The 15,480-nt window shown below is 71.2% G+C and carries 13 protein-coding genes; 7 read left to right on the forward strand and 6 right to left on the reverse strand.

The window, feature by feature from the left end:
* From FED44_RS00005 to FED44_RS00015, 3 genes are all read left to right on the forward strand, one after another.
* On the forward strand, positions 1-3,350 hold a 3,350-nt coding region (locus tag FED44_RS00005; RefSeq protein WP_138459329.1), incomplete at its 5' end, for a beta-xylosidase family glycoside hydrolase.
* 62 nt (positions 3,351-3,412) lie between these two features.
* Entirely contained in the window at positions 3,413-4,042 is a 630-nt protein-coding gene (locus FED44_RS00010; protein WP_208758770.1) for a hypothetical protein, read from the forward strand.
* A gap of 148 nt (positions 4,043-4,190) precedes the next feature.
* Entirely contained in the window at positions 4,191-4,898 is a 708-nt protein-coding gene (locus tag FED44_RS00015; RefSeq protein WP_138459330.1) for a hypothetical protein, read from the forward strand.
* A 3-nt stretch (positions 4,899-4,901) separates the two neighbouring features.
* On the opposite strand, the gene FED44_RS00020 is transcribed toward FED44_RS00015, so the two are convergent.
* Both FED44_RS00020 and FED44_RS00025 read right to left on the reverse strand, forming a co-directional pair.
* Entirely contained in the window at positions 4,902-6,128 is a 1,227-nt protein-coding gene (locus FED44_RS00020) for a glycoside hydrolase family 16 protein (protein WP_138459331.1), read from the reverse strand.
* An 82-nt stretch (positions 6,129-6,210) separates the two neighbouring features.
* Complete coding sequence (locus tag FED44_RS00025; RefSeq protein ID WP_187406064.1) at positions 6,211-6,987, reverse strand: NAD(P)H-binding protein; 777 nt, start codon at positions 6,985-6,987, stop codon at positions 6,211-6,213.
* 78 nt (positions 6,988-7,065) lie between these two features.
* Here FED44_RS00025 and FED44_RS00030 point away from each other — a divergent pair, with 78 nt between their 5' ends.
* The 4 genes from FED44_RS00030 to FED44_RS00045 all read left to right on the forward strand — a co-directional run bounded on the left by FED44_RS00030 (position 7,066) and on the right by FED44_RS00045 (position 10,962).
* Complete coding sequence (locus FED44_RS00030) at positions 7,066-7,839, forward strand: aminoglycoside 3'-phosphotransferase (RefSeq protein ID WP_138459332.1); 774 nt, start codon at positions 7,066-7,068, stop codon at positions 7,837-7,839.
* A 117-nt stretch (positions 7,840-7,956) separates the two neighbouring features.
* Complete coding sequence (locus FED44_RS00035; RefSeq protein ID WP_138459333.1) at positions 7,957-9,681, forward strand: PHP domain-containing protein; 1,725 nt, start codon at positions 7,957-7,959, stop codon at positions 9,679-9,681.
* Positions 9,678-10,229, forward strand: coding sequence for a hypothetical protein (locus FED44_RS00040; protein WP_111697310.1), 552 nt, complete (start codon positions 9,678-9,680; stop codon positions 10,227-10,229). The genes FED44_RS00035 and FED44_RS00040 overlap by 4 nt, the downstream gene beginning before the upstream one ends.
* An 88-nt stretch (positions 10,230-10,317) precedes the next feature.
* On the forward strand, positions 10,318-10,962 hold the full coding sequence (locus FED44_RS00045; protein WP_138459334.1) for a hypothetical protein: 645 nt from the start codon (positions 10,318-10,320) through the stop codon (positions 10,960-10,962).
* Positions 10,963-11,050: 88 nt separating this feature from the next.
* On the opposite strand, the gene FED44_RS00050 is transcribed toward FED44_RS00045, so the two are convergent.
* The 4 genes from FED44_RS00050 to FED44_RS35505 form a co-directional block, all read right to left on the reverse strand.
* On the reverse strand, positions 11,051-11,647 hold the full coding sequence (locus tag FED44_RS00050) for a hypothetical protein (RefSeq protein ID WP_138459335.1): 597 nt from the start codon (positions 11,645-11,647) through the stop codon (positions 11,051-11,053).
* Between the two features lie 140 nt (positions 11,648-11,787).
* A complete protein-coding gene (locus FED44_RS00055) occupies positions 11,788-14,328 on the reverse strand; it encodes an ABC transporter permease (protein WP_138459336.1) in 2,541 nt (846 codons plus the stop codon).
* 5 nt (positions 14,329-14,333) lie between these two features.
* On the reverse strand, positions 14,334-15,170 hold the full coding sequence (locus FED44_RS00060; protein ID WP_138459337.1) for an ABC transporter ATP-binding protein: 837 nt from the start codon (positions 15,168-15,170) through the stop codon (positions 14,334-14,336).
* Positions 15,171-15,209: 39 nt separating this feature from the next.
* On the reverse strand, positions 15,210-15,347 hold the full coding sequence (locus FED44_RS35505) for a hypothetical protein (protein ID WP_167521341.1): 138 nt from the start codon (positions 15,345-15,347) through the stop codon (positions 15,210-15,212).
* Positions 15,348-15,480: the final 133 nt, after the last annotated feature.

Genomic DNA, 15,480 nt, shown 5'->3' on the forward strand with positions numbered 1-15,480 from the left:
CGCCCTACATCGACTACAACTTCGCGACGAAGCAGTCGGGTTCGGCGTTCAACTGCGCGGCTCCGGTCAACGACTCGCCGAACAACACCGGCCTGACCAACCTGCCGCCGGTGATCCCGGCGACGGTGTGGTACCACTACGCCTCCGACCCGAACAACTTCCCGGAGCTGAGCGGCGGCGCCCCGATGGGCGGCCCGGTCTACCGCTTCGACGAGAACGTGAAGTCGGACGTCAAGTGGCCGGCGTACTGGGACGGCAAGGCCATGTTCGGTGAGTGGAACAACAACGCCATGTGGTCGTTCCAGCTCAACGAGGACGGCACCAAGCTCGTCGAGATGAACCGGATCCTTCAGACCCTGAGCTTCAAGAAGCCCATGGACATGAAGTTCGGCCCCGACGGCGCCCTCTACCTGATCGAGTGGGGCTCAGGCTTCGGCGGCGACAACGCCGACTCCGGCGTCTACCGCGTGGAGTACATCAAGGGCAACCGCCCGCCAGTGGCGCGTGCCAGCGCCGACAAGACCGACGGCCCGACGCCGCTGACCGTCAAGTTCAGCAGCGACGGCTCGCGCGACCCCGACGGCAAGGCCATCACCTACGCCTGGGACCTCGACGGTGACGGCACGACCGACTCCACCGAGGCCAACCCCACCTTCACCTACACGAAGGCCGGCGAGTACAGCGCCGTCCTGACGATCAGCAACACCGATGGCAGGACCGCGACCTCCAGCGTGACGGTCAACGCGGGCAACACCAAGCCCGAGGTCAAGGTCGAGCTGCCGCCGAGCGGCTCGTTCTTCGAGTTCGGCGACCAGGTGAAGTTCAAGGTCACCGTCACCGACGCCGAGGACGGCACGGTCGACTGCAGCAAGGTGCAGATCCAGTCCATCCTGGGTCATGACACCCACGGTCACCCGCTCGACCAGACGACCGGCTGCGAGGGCGTGGTGCAGACCGCCATGGCGGGCCACGGTGAGTACGACAACCTGTTCTACGTCATCGAGGCCAGCTACACCGACAAGGGCGCCGGGGCGGCCAAGCCGCTCACCGGGCGGGGTCAGGTCATCCTGCAGCCCAAGCGCAAGCAGGCCGAGCACTTCAGCGCCACCGGCCGCGTCACCGGCGGCACCGGCACCGACGCCGCAGGTGTGCAGGTCGAGACCACGACCGACACCGCGGGCGGCAACCAGAACATCGGGTTCACCCAGGACGGCGACTGGTGGTCGTTCGACCCGATCAACCTGACCGACATCACCGCGATCCGGCTCCGTGCCTCCTCGGCCGGTCCCGGCGGCACCGTGCAGATCCGTCAGGGCAACCCCGACAACGGCACCCTGGTCGGCTCGGTGGACATCACGCCCACCGGCAACTGGCAGACGTTCAAGGACGTCACGGTCGACCTGACCAACCCGCCGACGACCAGCGGCCCGCTGTACTTCGTCGTGCGCAAGCCGGCGAGCGCGGCCGACAACGCCTACCTGCTCAACTTCAACTGGGTCGACTTCGTCGGCAAGGGCGCCACCAACAACCAGCGTCCGACGGTGTCGGTGGCCGCCAACGCGGCCACGGGCATCGCGCCGCTGAAGGTGGACTTCACCACCACCGCCAGCGACCCCGAAGGCGACGCGCTCACCTACAAGTGGAACTTCGGGGTGAACGGCGCGCCGCAGCCGACCACGGCCAACGCGAGCTACACCTACACCGCGCCGGGCACCTACACCGCCGTGGTGACGGTGACCGACGCCAAGGGCGCCGCCGGCAGCGCCCAAGTGCAGATCAAGGTGGACGCGCCGGCCACGGCGTGCTTCACCGGCCGCTCCGACGACTTCCTGGGCACCCAGCTCGACCGTGACCGCTGGTCGGTCATCCGGGAGAACCAGGACCTGAAGGTCGCCGACGGCAAGCTGATCATCCCGACCTCGGCCACCGACATCTACAGCACGGGCGGCAACACGCCGAACATCGTCGTGCAGCCGGCTCCGTCGGGCGCCTGGACGGCCACCACCAAGCTCACGCTGAAGGCACTGACGACCTACCAGCAGGCCGGCCTGGTCATCTACGGCGACGACGACAACTACGCCAAGATGGTGCTGGAGGCACGGGGCACCGACGACCACGCGGCCCGCATCTTCCAGTTCATCCGGGAGGAGAACGGCACCCCGAACGAGGTGACTGACAGCAACACGGCCAACCTCGGGGACGCCTACCCCGACACGGTGTACGTGCGGTTCATCAGCGACGGCACCAACATCACCGCGCACTACTCCTCGGACGGCACCACCTTCACGGCGATGCCACAGACCAAGCCGCTCGCCGGGATCTCCAACCCGAAGATCGGCCTGATCTCGCTGGCCTCGACCAACAACCCGGTGACGGACGCGGCCTTCGACTGGTTCCACATCACGCCCGACGACAAGGCCACGGCCTCGGACCCCAACGACCAGTTCGAGGGCACCATGCTCGACCTCTGCCGCTGGAACGCCAACGTGCGCTACGACGCGACGGCGGCGCGGGTCAGTGGTGGTCAGCTCCAGCTCGACACGACCAAGGGTGACATCTACGGGTCCGACAACAGCAACCCGAAGAACTTCATCCTCCAGACCGCGCCGAGTGGTGACTGGACGCTGGAGACCAAGGTCGACGGTTCCGCTCTCAACGAGCAGTTCCAGCAGGGCGGCCTGATCGTCTACGGCGACGACGAGAACTACGTGAAGTTCGACTACGTCGCGGACAACGCTGCGGGCTCCGCGGTGACCCGGCGGCTCGAACTGCGCAGCGAGGTCGGCGGCGTCGTGCAGGACCCGCAGCCCCAGGTCAGCAACCTGACCAGCGGGGTGTGGTGGCTGCGCCTGAAGAAGGTGGGAGACAGCTTCACCGCCTCCTACTCCTCGGACGGCACCACCTGGACCGACCTGGCCACCGACGGCACGGCCGCCGTGGTCAAGAACAGCGCCGTGGCCGGCACCGGCAAGGTCGGTCTGTTCGGCTTCGGCGTCAACCAGACGGCGTCCAAGACGGTCAAGTTCGACTACTTCAAGCTGACCCCGGCGGCCACGTCGAAGGTCAAGCTGACCGTCACCGCGGCCACCCGCTGCATCGGCACCACCGCCTACCTGGCGGTCACGGCCGTCAACGACGGCGACGTGCCGGCCACGATCGTGCTGAACACCGCGTTCGGCAACAAGACCGTGACCGACGTGGCCCCGGGCAAGCAGGCCTACCAGTCCTTCAACACCCGGACCGCCCAGGTCGCCGCCGGCAAGGCCACCGTGACCGGCACCGCCACCATCGGCGGCAAGCAGGTCACCACGTCCTACGACGCGGCCTACCCCGCGGCCGGCTGCAACTAGGAAACGGGGCCGGCCGGACCGCCGGCCGGCCCCGCCCCCTCATAAATCGGAGTGATCACCCCATGCGAATGACCCGCACCACCCAGATACTCGCCGCCTCCGTGCTCGGCCTCACCCTCACCGGCATCGGCGTCTCCCCCGCCCTCGCCGACGACCCCGGCGCCGGCATCGACGTCTCGGTCACCATCACCCCCACCACCACCCCCGGCCAGATCTCCATGACCGTCGCCGACAACAACGGCGTCTCCCTCCAGGAGAACGGCTCCGACGCCACCGCCCGCCAGTTCGTCGGCACCCTGCCCACCGTCACCGTCACCGACACCCGCACACCCGCCGAGATCCCCGACGGCGAATTCTGGGCCGTCGTCGGCCAGGCCAGCCAGTTCACCGCCACCGCCACCGGCACCGCCCCCATCGGCCCCGAATACCTCGGCTGGAAGCCCCGCCTGCTGTCCGACACCACCACCGGCGCCGTCGCCGCCGGCGAACCGGTCTCCTCCGTCGTGTCCGACGGCTCCGGCGCCCCCACCGTCGGTCTCAAGGGCCAGGAACTCCTCGTCTCCACCGCCGACTCCGCCACCGAGATCGGCACCTCCAAGGTCAACGCCGACCTCGCCCTGCGCACCCCCGTCGACGTCGCCGCCGGCGAATACCACTCCACCCTCACCCTCTCCCTCTTCAACCAGTCCTGACCCACGTCGTGGACGTCCGGAACGTGTGCGAGTCCGACTCCACGTTCCGGGCGTCCATGTTCGCTCCCGGTGTCGCTTCCGGGTGACGCTCCCTACTACGCTCCGCCTAACACTCCCCGCGGAGAACTTCGACCAGGAGGTGGCAGCAATGAGCCGGCGTAGCGAACCGACGGTGACCCGGCAGCCGGCCAGGAGCCACCGCGTGCTCGCGCTGGTGGCCGCGTTCGTGCTCGGCGCGGTGGTGGCCGGTGGCGTGGTGTTCGCCGCGACCCGGCCCGACTCCACCGAGCAGGCGGTGAACCGGATCCGCGCCGAGGAAGCCGTCCGGGACAAGGCGCAGATCAAGGATCTGACCCAGCTGGCCCGCACCACCCGGGACAAGCTCGTGCCCGTGCTGGAGGGGCTGGAACGCGTGATGCCCGTGGAGGACGCCGCCGCCCCCGCCGCCGCTTCCACCACCGCCTCCCCCGAGGGCGGGAAGCCTGAGAAGGCCACCGGCGCCGACATCGCGAACTGGCGGCAGGCGACCGCCGCCGCCGTCCAGTCGTTCGCCGACCCGCCCTCGGGCGAGACGTACACCAACCTGGCGAGGTCGGGTCTCGCCTCCGCCGTACGGCAGCTCGCCACCACCGTCGACAGCTTCGCGGCCGCGCAGGCGCTCACGGGACCGGCCCGCACGAACATGCTGGCCCTCGCCGCCCGGCAGCGGATGGACGCGGTCTTCACCTGGTCGGTCGGGGCCACCGCCCTCGACGCGGTCAGCGTCGACGCGGGCAGCGGGCACCAGCACGTCTACCTCCCGGCCGCCCCCGGCAGCGGGGCGCTCACGGCCGACGACGAGGAAGAGGGCCACTGACGTTCAGCCGCGGGTCCACTTCTGGTTGGACCCGCCGGTGCAGTCCCAGAGCTGCAGAAGGGCGCCGTTCGCGCTGCCCCGGTCCACGATGTCCACGCACCGGTTGGCCTGGACGTTGACCAGGTCTCCCGCCGCCGTGAGCGTGAAGCGCTGGGCTCCGGTCCCGTTGCACGTGTAGAGCTGGATCGGAGTGCCGTTGGCGGTGCCCGCCGCGGCGGCGTCCATGCACTTGCCCATCGCGCGCACGGTGCCGTCGCCGTTCACCGACCACTGCTGCGCGACGGTGCCGTTACAGTCGTACATCTGCAGCCGGGCGCCGTCGGCGGGGTTGGCGCTCGGGATGTCCACGCAGCGGCCGTTCATGGCGGATCTGAGCGCGGTGCCGGTGCCGCTCCCGTCGTTGTTCCAGGCGGAGACGCGGACGTAGTCGACCAGCATCGTCTGCGGGAACGCGGTGGTCGCGTCGGGGTTGCCCGGCCAGTAGCCGCCGACCGCGACGTTCAGGATCATGAAGAACGGGTGGTCGAACACCCACTGGTTGCCGCGGATGTCGGCCGGGGTGACGCGGAAGTACTCCGCCCCGTCGAGGTACCAGACGATGAGGCCGGGCGACCAGTCGACCCGGTAGTTGTGGAAGGCGTCGCCCAGAGGCGCCCCGATCGTACGGTTGCCGCCGACACCGCCGCTGCCCGAGTAGCCGGGGCCGTGCACGGTGCCGTAGACCGTGTTCGGCGCGTTGCCGACGTTCTCCATGATGTCGATCTCACCGGTGTTCGGCCAGTTGCCGCCGCCGAGCATCCAGAAGGCCGGCCAGATGCCCTGCCCCTTGGGAATCTTGATGCTCGCCTCGAAGCGGCCGTACGCCTGGCTGAACCTGTCCGCCGTCAGGATGCGGCCGGAGGTGTACTGGCAGGTGCCGTAGTGGCACTGGTAGCCGGCGGGGTTCTCCCTGCGGGCGGTGATGGCCAGGTGGCCCTGGCCGTCCTGGTACACGTTCCGGGTGGAGTTGGTGTAGTACTCCAGTTCGTTGTTGCCCCAGCCGCCACCGCCGATGTCGAACTTCCACTTGGCCGGGTCGACGGCGCTGCCCGAGGCGCCGTTGAACTCGTCCGACCAGGTGACCGGGCCGATGGCGGCCTCGGCCCGCTCGTTGCCGGGAATACCGCTCAGGGCGCCGGCCAGGCCGACGACCAGGGCCGCCGCGATCAGGAGTAACCGGGGTTTGCGCATGGGGGTCTCCGGTCCGGGGGGAGTGATTCGGAGTGTGGTTGCCGATGCAACACCCGTTCACACGCTCTGTCAATAGTAAAGTTTACTTTTTGTTTCCCTCGGTCGGGCTCTTCAGGGCACGCCCGGCTACCGTCTCGGCGGGCCTGCCGAGCAACGCCACCAGGTCGCCGGTCTGCTGTTCCAGCGCTCCCGCGCGGATCCGCGCGTTGATCCAGCTCATGGGGCCCGATCCGGCGTCGGGCACCTCGCGGTAGGGCACGCCGAGCGCCTCCGCGACCTCCGGATAGCTCCACAGCGGTCCGGTGAGGTCGTACGCCCGGCCCAGATGCCCTTCGCCGGTCAGGACGTTCGCCGCCGCCTCGGCGAGATCCGCCCGGAACGCCGTGTTCAGGCCACGGCCTCCGGTGCTGCTGGTGATCTCGCCGTCGTCGGCCCGCGGCACGAACGCGTCACTGTAGAAGGGGTGGCGCAGGAACGTGTACGGCATGCCGCTGCGGAGTATCGCCTGCTCGGTGGCGTGGTAGGCCTCCGTCATGCCCGTGGCGGCGGCGTCGGCCCCGAGGAAGCTCGTGAACACGACGGCGCCGACTCCCGCCTGCCCGGCCGCGGCCACGGCGTTGAGGTGCTGTCCGATCCGGCGCGCGGTGTCGAGTTCCGGCGAGGAGATGAGCAGCAGACGCGTGGCCCCGTCGAACGCTTCACGCAGGCTCGCCGGGTCGTCGTAGTCGCCACGCCGCACCGCCACGCCTTCGGGCGCCCGGCCGGGGTCGCGTACCGCGGCCACCACCTCCGCCCGGGTACGAAGATGGTCGACGACGAGGCGGCCGAGCGCGCCGGAAGCTGCGGATATCACGATCACGGGGTGAGTCAACCGTCTGCCGAGGCGAGGCCGCCACTGCTTTATGACCGCACTGCTTCATGACCGAGAATGTCGGTCGTGAGCCGTCCCCCGATCGCCTCGGTTCCGGCCGGACCCGTCGACGTGCCGCGCGTCGTCGCCGAACTCGCCGGGAGCGACGCCGTCACCCCCGTCTGGCGCAACGAGGTCGGCGGCCTCACGTTCCGGCTCGACGGCCCAGGTGACGGCGCGGGTGGCACGAGGTACGTCAAGTGGGCCGCCACCGGCACACCCGAGATCGACCTGCCGCGCGAGGCGGAACGACTGACCTGGGCGCGGCAGTGGACCACCGTCCCCCGCGTGCTCGCGTACGGATCGGACGCCGACGGCGCCTGGCTCGTCACCGCCGCGCTCCCCGGCCGCTCGGCGGTGGATCCGCGCTGGACCGCCGACCCCCGCACCGCCGCGGCCGCGATCGGCCGTGGCCTGCGCCTGCTGCACGACGCGCTGCCGGTGGCACGGTGCCCGTACGACTGGGGAGTCGAGCACCGCGTCCGGCGGGCCGGCGAGCGCCTCGGCCGGGCCGAGGCGCGGCGGCGTCTCGGCCGCCCGCCCGCTCCCGACCGGCTCGTCGTCTGCCACGGCGACGCCTGCGCCCCCAACACCCTCCTGCACGACGACGGGACGGTCGCCGGGCACGTCGACCTCGGGTCGCTGGGCGTGGCCGACCGGTGGGCCGACCTCGCGGTCGCCGCCTGGAGCACCGAGTGGAACTACGGCCCGGGTCACGACGGCGAGGTGTACGAGGCGTACGGCGTCGCCCCCGATCCGGAGCGCATCGCCTACTACCGCCTGCTGTGGGACCTGACCTGACCGGTAAAGCCGCGGCTCCCTGGGCGGCCTCCGGAGTTCACGTGAGGTTCAGCCGTTGCCGCGAGGGTGCATTCGGAGCCGGAGCGATCCCCCCGGCGGAACGAAAGGGCACCGCACATGAGCGAGGGGCACGCGCATCCCCACCCCCACCCCCACCCCCACAGTCACCCCCACAGCCACGACCACGGCCCTGGGGAGACGGCGGCGGTCGTGGACATGGACGTCCACGACGAGGCGCTGTCGCCGGGTGAGCTCTCGCGCCGTCAGATGTTCCGGCGGGCCGGACTGCTCGGCGCGGGTCTGACCGCCGCCGGCGTGCTCGGCGCCCCCGGCCCGGCCGCCGCGACGAGCACCGGCCGGGACGACCGGGAGCCGAAGGACGGCTTCCTGTGGCTCGCGGGTGACCACCACATCCACACGCAGTACAGCTCCGACGCCATGTACCGGGTCGTCGACCAGGTGCGGCACGCCAACGCGTACGGCCTCGACTGGATGGTGGTCACCGACCACGGCAGCGTCACCCACGCCAAGATCGGCGTGGAGAAGGTCAACCCCGACATCGTCGCGGCGCGTCAGGCGGTCAGGGACACCCTCGTCTTCCAGGGCCTGGAGTGGAACATCCCGGCCGCCGAGCACGGCACGGTGTTCGTGGCGCCGGGGCGTGGTGAGGTGGAGACGCTGAAGGAGTTCGAGAACTCCTTCGACGGGTCGGTGAAGGGCGCCACGGCGAGCACCCCGCAGAACGAGGCCCTCGCCATCGCCGGGCTCGACTTCCTGGCCCAGGCCGTGAAGCGCCGCCGCGTCCCGGACGCGCTGTTCCTGGCCAACCACCCCGCGCGCAAGGGCATCGACTCCCCGCACGAGATCCGCGCCTGGCGCGACGCGGCGCCGGGGATCGCGGTCGGCATGGAGGGCGCTCCGGGCCACCAGGCCGCCGGAATCCCCAAGCCCAACGGGCCCGGCTCCGGACGCGGCTACTACGACAACAGCCAGAGCGCCGACTCCTTCCCCGGCTATCCGGCGGAGAGCTACCGGACCTTCGGCGGCTTCGACTGGATGACCGCGACCGTCGGCGGCCTGTGGGACAGCCTGCTCGCCGAGGGCAGGCCCTGGTGGATCACCGCCAACTCCGACTCGCACACCGTCTACGGAGACGCGAGCGACCGCGGGCCGGACAGCGACTTCAACGCCAACGGCCGGTACGAGGACCCGATCTACAAGGGCGTGCCGAACCTGTCCAACGGCGACTTCTGGCCCGGTTACTACAGCCGCACCCACGTCGGCGCGACCTCCTTCGCGTACGGCGCGGTCATGGACGGCATCCGCCGGGGCCGCGTCTGGGTGGACCACGGCGGCCTGATCAGCGGCCTCGTCGTCCGCGCCCGGGCGCGCGGCAACGGCGGCGACAACGGGGTCACCCTCGGCGACACGCTGTCCGTCCGCCCCGGCACCAGGGTCGAGGTGTCCATCCAGATCACCCTGGCGAACCGGCCCAACTGGGCGCAGTTCATCCCCACGCTGGCCCGGGTGGACGTCATCCAGGGCGACGTGACCGGCCCGGTCTCCGACAAGGACGTGTTCACCACCCCGAAGACCAAGGTCGTCACGTCGTACGAGGTCGGGAGGAACACCGGAACCGTCACCTTCACCTACCAGGTGGGGGTCGTCGACCACCCGGTCTACGTACGGCTGCGCGGCACCGACGGCAACCGCGTCGCCCCCGGCCTGCTCGGCGCGTCGGTGGACCCGCACGGCCCGGCGATGGACGTGCCCGGCGACGCCGACCCCTGGAAGGACCTGTGGTTCTACAGCAACCCCGTCTGGATCGTGCCGCGCCGATGATCGCCGGTCTGGACAACGGCGCCCGTACGGTGGCCCAGGCCGAGCATCTCCTCCACCAGGTGGTGGAGGCGCTCGGCCTGTCGTCCGGGGTCGTCGGCTGCACCCACTTCGTCCGCACCGGTGACCTGCCGCACGTCGCCTGCTCGCTGACCCTGGCCGGGCACCTGGAGACGTCCCGGCTCCCCGAGGGGGTGTCGGTCGCCCTCGGCGACAGCCGTACGGGACCGGATGCGGAGGGCGCGGCGGTGGCGGCGGCCGAGCACGCGGCCCGCACCGGCGGGCGGGTCGTGCTTTTCCCCGGCGGCGACGACCTGCCGGGGACGCTCACGGTCGGCGAGTTGCTGGACCGGACTGCGATCGACCGCGTCGTCGTGCTCGCCCAGGCCGAGCCTCCGGCCGACGACGTGGTTCTGGTCACCAACGGCCACGTCCGCCCGGTCTGGCGGGACGGGCTGATGACCCTGCTCGTCATGCCTGCTCCGGGCGGGCGGATCGCGCCGGCCGAGGTGCCGGACCCGACCCCCTGTTGCGCCGACCACGTGTCGTGATCGGTTCGGTATCGAACCTCTAGTGGATTTTGGAGCGATTTCGGTAAAAGATCACTCGTACCCTTTTTCCTCGCTCTTTGAGGTACATGTGAGAAAGATCCTTCGGGTGGTCGCGGCCCAGATGTTCGCCGCCGCCTTCGTCGTCACCACCCTGACCAACCCCGCGCACGCCGACACGACCGAGAGCGACGCCGACATCGCTCTCGAGTGGCAGAGCGTGTACGACACCTACCACTTCACCGACGCCACCCCGCCAGCGCCCGGCTCGGGCCGCAGCCGGGTCGTCAACAGCATCTCCGTCGACATCGACTCGCCGATGCCGCAGACCTTCTACAAGTACTCGGACTTCAACAACCACATCGGCAAGAACCCGTTCCTGAAGCGGGTCGTCACGCACCAGGAGTGGAAGGCCGCTCCGGTGCTCTACCGCAACCTCACGGCGATCGAGGAGATCCCGTACCAGGGCACGATCGTGGTGAGCAAGACGCACGCGCAGCAGCGCCTCCACGCCGACGGGTTCTACTACGAGACCGACAGCTGGTCGCAGCCCAACGTGGTCACGCACCAGAAGATCGAATTCAGCCCGCTGCCCGGCGGGAAGACCCGGGTGACGGAGAACCTCGCCTTCGAGGCGGACGACTCGCTGATCGACTTCGTCGCCGCGAACGGCACCGCCGCTCACCAGCAGCTCCAGGGCGCCCTGAAGCAGGCGATCGAGAGCGGCGCGCTCTGATCCGGCCCTGATCCGGCCCTGATCCACCAGCGACGACGGGCGTCCTCTCCCAGTGGGGAGGACGCCCGTTCCGTACTCGGCTCCGTACTCAGCGGCCGTTGTATCCCCTGCCCTCGGCGCTCTGGAGGTTCTGGTTGATGGAGCAGTGGCGGGCCCCGCTCCCGCAGTTGCCGTTGATCGTGTTGGTGTAGATGCTGACGCTCGACACCTGCTGGACGCCGGAGTAGTCGACGGCGCTGTTGCCCGCCGGGGCGTTCACGTTGTGCCGGCCCGTGCTCAGCTGGTAGGGCGGGCTGTCCATCGTGGGGGCGCCGGCCGAGTTGACTCCACCCGTCCGCTGAACACCGCCGCCGTAGACCCTGCCGCGCCCTCTACCGTGCCTCCTGCCGTGTCTTTTGCCGTGTCTCTTGCCGTGTCCCTTGAGGTGGACGGGTTCCGCGGCGGCGGGATGCGCCGCGGCGGCCGCTCCGGCCGGACGGCCCGCGCCGGTCGGATGGGCCGAGCCGGACGAATGGCCGTCATGGCCGGGACCAGGACCGGGGCCGGGACCGGGATCGGCGGGGGCGACGAGTGCCGTGGACGAGACCGGCTCCGCGAGTTCAGGGATCAGGTGACCGGGGCGTGTGACACCGGACATCGCGACGAGGAGCACGGCGAGGGCGAGGGGCCGGACGTACCCCGCCACAGCCCGGACCCTCCCTCTCCCTGCTCTGTCGCCGCCCATCCGTTCCACCTCCGCTCCGGCCGCTCATGGGTGCAAGCGGCGCATCCCGCTCATACCCTTCGCCCCCCGCCCGTTTCCCTCTTCGCGTGGCCAAGCGGCGGTCAGGATGTGGCGATCGCGGCGAGCACGTCGAGCCGGGCGGCGCGGCGGGCCGGCAGCAGCCCGGCCACCAGCCCCGCGAGGGCGGCCACGGCCACGACGAGCAGGAGCCGGCCGACCGGCAGCGTGAGTGTGGCCTCGCTGGTGCGGCCCAGCGCGGCGACCGTACCGGCCGCGAAGGCGACACCCAGGGCGACGCCGGCGACGATCGCCAGCGCCGCGACGAGGACCGCCTCACCTCGGATCATCCAGCGCAGCTGGGCGCCGGTCATGCCGACCGCCCGCAGCAGCCCGATCTCCCGGGTCCGCTCGATGATGGACAGGGCGAGCGTGTTGGTGATGCCCATCAGCGCGATGAGGACGGTGAGCATCAGCAGCACGGTCACCAGACCGAGCACCTGGTCGATCATCAGAGTCCGCCCGGCCACCGCCGCCGCCTGGTCGCGCACCTGCGCGGTCGGCGCGTCCGCCAGGGCGCCGTCGATCGCCTTCCTCGCCTCGGTGTCGCTCACCCCGTCGGCGACCTCGACGAAGACGCTCGCGTCAACGTGCTCCTTGTAGTTCCGCTGGTAGGTGTCGAGCGAGACGATGTAGCTGGTGGACAGGGCCTGGGCGTCGCGGTCCCGCAGCAGCCCGACGACCCGGAGACGCTGCGTCCCCGTACGGGAGAACGTCATGGCGATGCTGTCGCCGATCCTGAGGTTCCGCTCCTTGGCGACGTTCGCGGCCAGGACGATCCCGCCGCCGGCCAGGGCGTCCAGCCGTCCGGCGACCATGTGCAGCGAGGTGACGCGGGGCAGCGTGACCGGGTCGACCGCCGTCAGCGCCTCGGTCGTCTGCCCGTCCTTCCAGTGCCCGTAACGGATCCGCGAGGCCACCGAGACCTGCGGCAACTCGCTGACGTGGTGGTAGGCGTGCTCGGGCAGGCCGCCGAGCATCTCGTTGCGCGCGCTCTCCACCACGTAGTCGGCGGTGACCGCCTCGGTGTACGACCGCGCGGCCGACTCCCTGATCGAGGCGCCCAGCACGGTCGTGAAGCTGATCAGCGCGAGGCCGAACGCCAGAGCCAGGGCGGTGGCGGAGGTACGCCGGGGCGCCCGCGCGGCGGACTCGCGGGCCAGCCGTCCGGGGACGCCGGTCACGGCCAGCGGCCGTCCGAGCAGCCGGGCCATGACCGGGGTGACCGCCGGCCCGAGCAGGGCCAGCCCCACGACGGCGCACACCGCCGCCTCGCCGAGCACGACGACCGAGCCGGGCCCGGCCAGGACGATCGACAGCCCCGCCAGGCCGAGCGCGGTGAGGACCGTGCCGACCACGGTGCGGCCCCAGCCGGACCGCCCGGCCACGCCGTCGGCCGCCGTACGCCGCATCGCCTCGACCGGCGCCACCCCGGCGGCGCGGCGGGCCGGCCCCAGGGCCGACAGGACGGTGACGCCGACGCCGACCACCAGCGAGACGACCAGGGTCCGCGGAGTGACGTCGAGCCCGCCACCGGGCAGCGTCATCCCGAACGCTCCGGCGAGGCCGCGCAGTCCGCTCGCCACGGCGATGCCGAGACCGGTCCCCGCAACGGAGGCGAGCACACCCACGAACAGCGCCTCGCCCAGCACCGAGCGCATGACCTGGGCGCCGGTCGCTCCGGCCGCGCGCAGCACGGCGAGCTCCCGGGTGCGCTGGGTGACGACGATCGAGAAGGTGTTGGCGATGAGGAACGCGCCGACGAGCAGTGCCGCCGCCGCGAGGGCCAGCAGCATCACCTGAAGGTAGGAGACCTGGTTCTTCGCCGCGGCGGCGCTGCCGGCGGCGATGTCGCGGCTGGAGGAGACCTCGTACCGCGAGCCGAGCGCGGCGCTCACGGCGCCGCGCACCCGCTGGACGTCGGCGCCGTCGGCGGTGACGACGGCGACCTCGGAGACGTCCGTGCCGAGGGCGAGCAGACGCTGCGCGGCCGGCCGGGCCACCAGAGCCACCGTGCTGCCCGGCAGCCCGTCGGCCTTCGCGAACCCGGCCAGGCCCACGACGCGCAGCCGGGCCGTCCGCTCGGCCCGTACGGTGACCTCGGCGCCGAGGCCGATGCGGTGCTGCCGGGCGGTCGCGGCGTCGACCACGACCTCGCCGTCGGCGGCCGGCGCTCGTCCGGAGCGCAGGGTGAACGGCCCGACCGGAGCGGGCTCCCAGGAGGCGAGCAGCGACGGCCCCGAGGGGACGATGGCCTTCCCCCCGGCTTCGAGCAGCCCCTGACCCCGTACGACGGGGGTGGCGGTGGCCACGCCGGGCACGGCCCTGATCCTGTCGACGATCTCGGCCGGCAGCGGGTCGCGTTCCACCTCCACCCCCATCGCCGAGTCGAACGCGACCGCCTCCCGGACGGTCAGGTCGACTCCCGCGGTGGCCGTACGGAACTGCTCGTCGAGCAGCCGCTGGGAGGTGTCGGTCAGCACCAGGCTGCCGGTGACGAAGGTGACGCCGAGCAGGACGGCGAGCAGGGTCAGCGCGAGCCTGCCCCGGCGGGCGAGGGTGTTGCGGATGATCAGACGCCACATGGCGATCACTTCTCCTTGCCGGACCGCGCGGCGGAGCCGAGGCCGGCCATGCGCGAGAGGATCTCGGGGACGGTGGGGGCGGGCAGTTCGCCGACGACGCGGCCGTCGGCGAGGAAGACCACCTGGTCGGCGTACGCCGCGGCGGTCGCGTCGTGGGTGACCATGACGATGGTCTGGCCCAGCTCGTGGGCGGCGTGCCGCAGGAAGCCGAGCAGCGCCTCGCCCGCCCGCGAGTCGAGGTTGCCGGTCGGCTCGTCGGCGAACACGATCCGCGGCCGGGCGGCCAGCGCCCGCGCCACCGCGACCCGCTGCTGCTGCCCGCCGGACAGCTCGGCCGGACGGTGCAGCAGCCGGTCCGCCAGCCCGAGCATCTCGACGAGTTCGTCGATCCAGGCCCGGTCGGCCCGCCGCCCGGCGAGGGTCAGCGGCAGCTCGATGTTCTCGGCGGCGGTCAGCGTAGGCACCAGGTTGAAACTCTGGAACACGAAGCCGACATGCTCGCGGCGCAGCAGCGTGCGCTGCCGCTCGCTGAGCCCGGCCAGGTCGGTGTCCCCGATCAGCACCTGGCCCTCGTTCACCGTGTCCAGGCCGGCCAGGGCGTGCATCAGGGTGGACTTGCCCGACCCGGACGGCCCCATCACGGCGGTGAACCGCCCGGCGGGGATCGACAGGGTGGCGCCGTCGAGAGCGCGGACGGCGGTGTCGCCACGGCCGTAGATCTTCACGACGTCCCGGGCCAGCGCGGCGACCGCGGTACGCGGGGATGTCTCGGTGTGGGTCTCGGTGTGGGTCTCGGTGTGGGTCTCGGTGTGGGTCTCGGTGTGGGTCTCGGTGAGTGTCATGGAAGGCTCCTGGAGTTCGGCGGGGTCAGGGTGCGCGGGTCAGAGGAGGTCGAACCGGCGGCGCCGGGCCCGGCGCGTGATGGCGGGGAAGGTTCTCCGGTGCTGCTCCGCCTCCCGCAGCAGCTCGTGGTGCCGCAGGTGGATCAGCTCGGAAAGGACGGGGAGGATGGGGTTCACGGTGGCCTCCGGTTCGGGCTCTCAGGCTCGGTCGGCTTCGGGGTGACAGCACGAGAGTCCCGGTCCGGGCTGTCCGCGGGCTGGTGACAGGCTGGCCGCGCGCTTGCCCGGCCGGGCAGGACAGGACAGGGCG

The sequence above is a fragment of the Microbispora triticiradicis genome, assembly GCF_005864065.1.
GTDB classification, from domain to species: Bacteria; Actinomycetota; Actinomycetes; order Streptosporangiales; family Streptosporangiaceae; genus Microbispora; species Microbispora triticiradicis.

Coding starts and splice junctions, on each gene's coding strand:
- FED44_RS00055 (WP_138459336.1), bottom strand. CDS start 14,328: ATGTGGCGTCTGATCATCCGCAACACCCTCGCCCGCCGGGGCAGGCTC.
- FED44_RS00040 (WP_111697310.1), top strand. CDS start 9,678: ATGATCGCCGGTCTGGACAACGGCGCCCGTACGGTGGCCCAGGCCGAG.
- FED44_RS00060 (WP_138459337.1), bottom strand. CDS start 15,170: ATGACACTCACCGAGACCCACACCGAGACCCACACCGAGACCCACACC.
- FED44_RS00010 (WP_208758770.1), top strand. CDS start 3,413: ATGCGAATGACCCGCACCACCCAGATACTCGCCGCCTCCGTGCTCGGC.
- FED44_RS00020 (WP_138459331.1), bottom strand. CDS start 6,128: ATGCGCAAACCCCGGTTACTCCTGATCGCGGCGGCCCTGGTCGTCGGC.
- FED44_RS00035 (WP_138459333.1), top strand. CDS start 7,957: ATGAGCGAGGGGCACGCGCATCCCCACCCCCACCCCCACCCCCACAGT.
- FED44_RS00015 (WP_138459330.1), top strand. CDS start 4,191: ATGAGCCGGCGTAGCGAACCGACGGTGACCCGGCAGCCGGCCAGGAGC.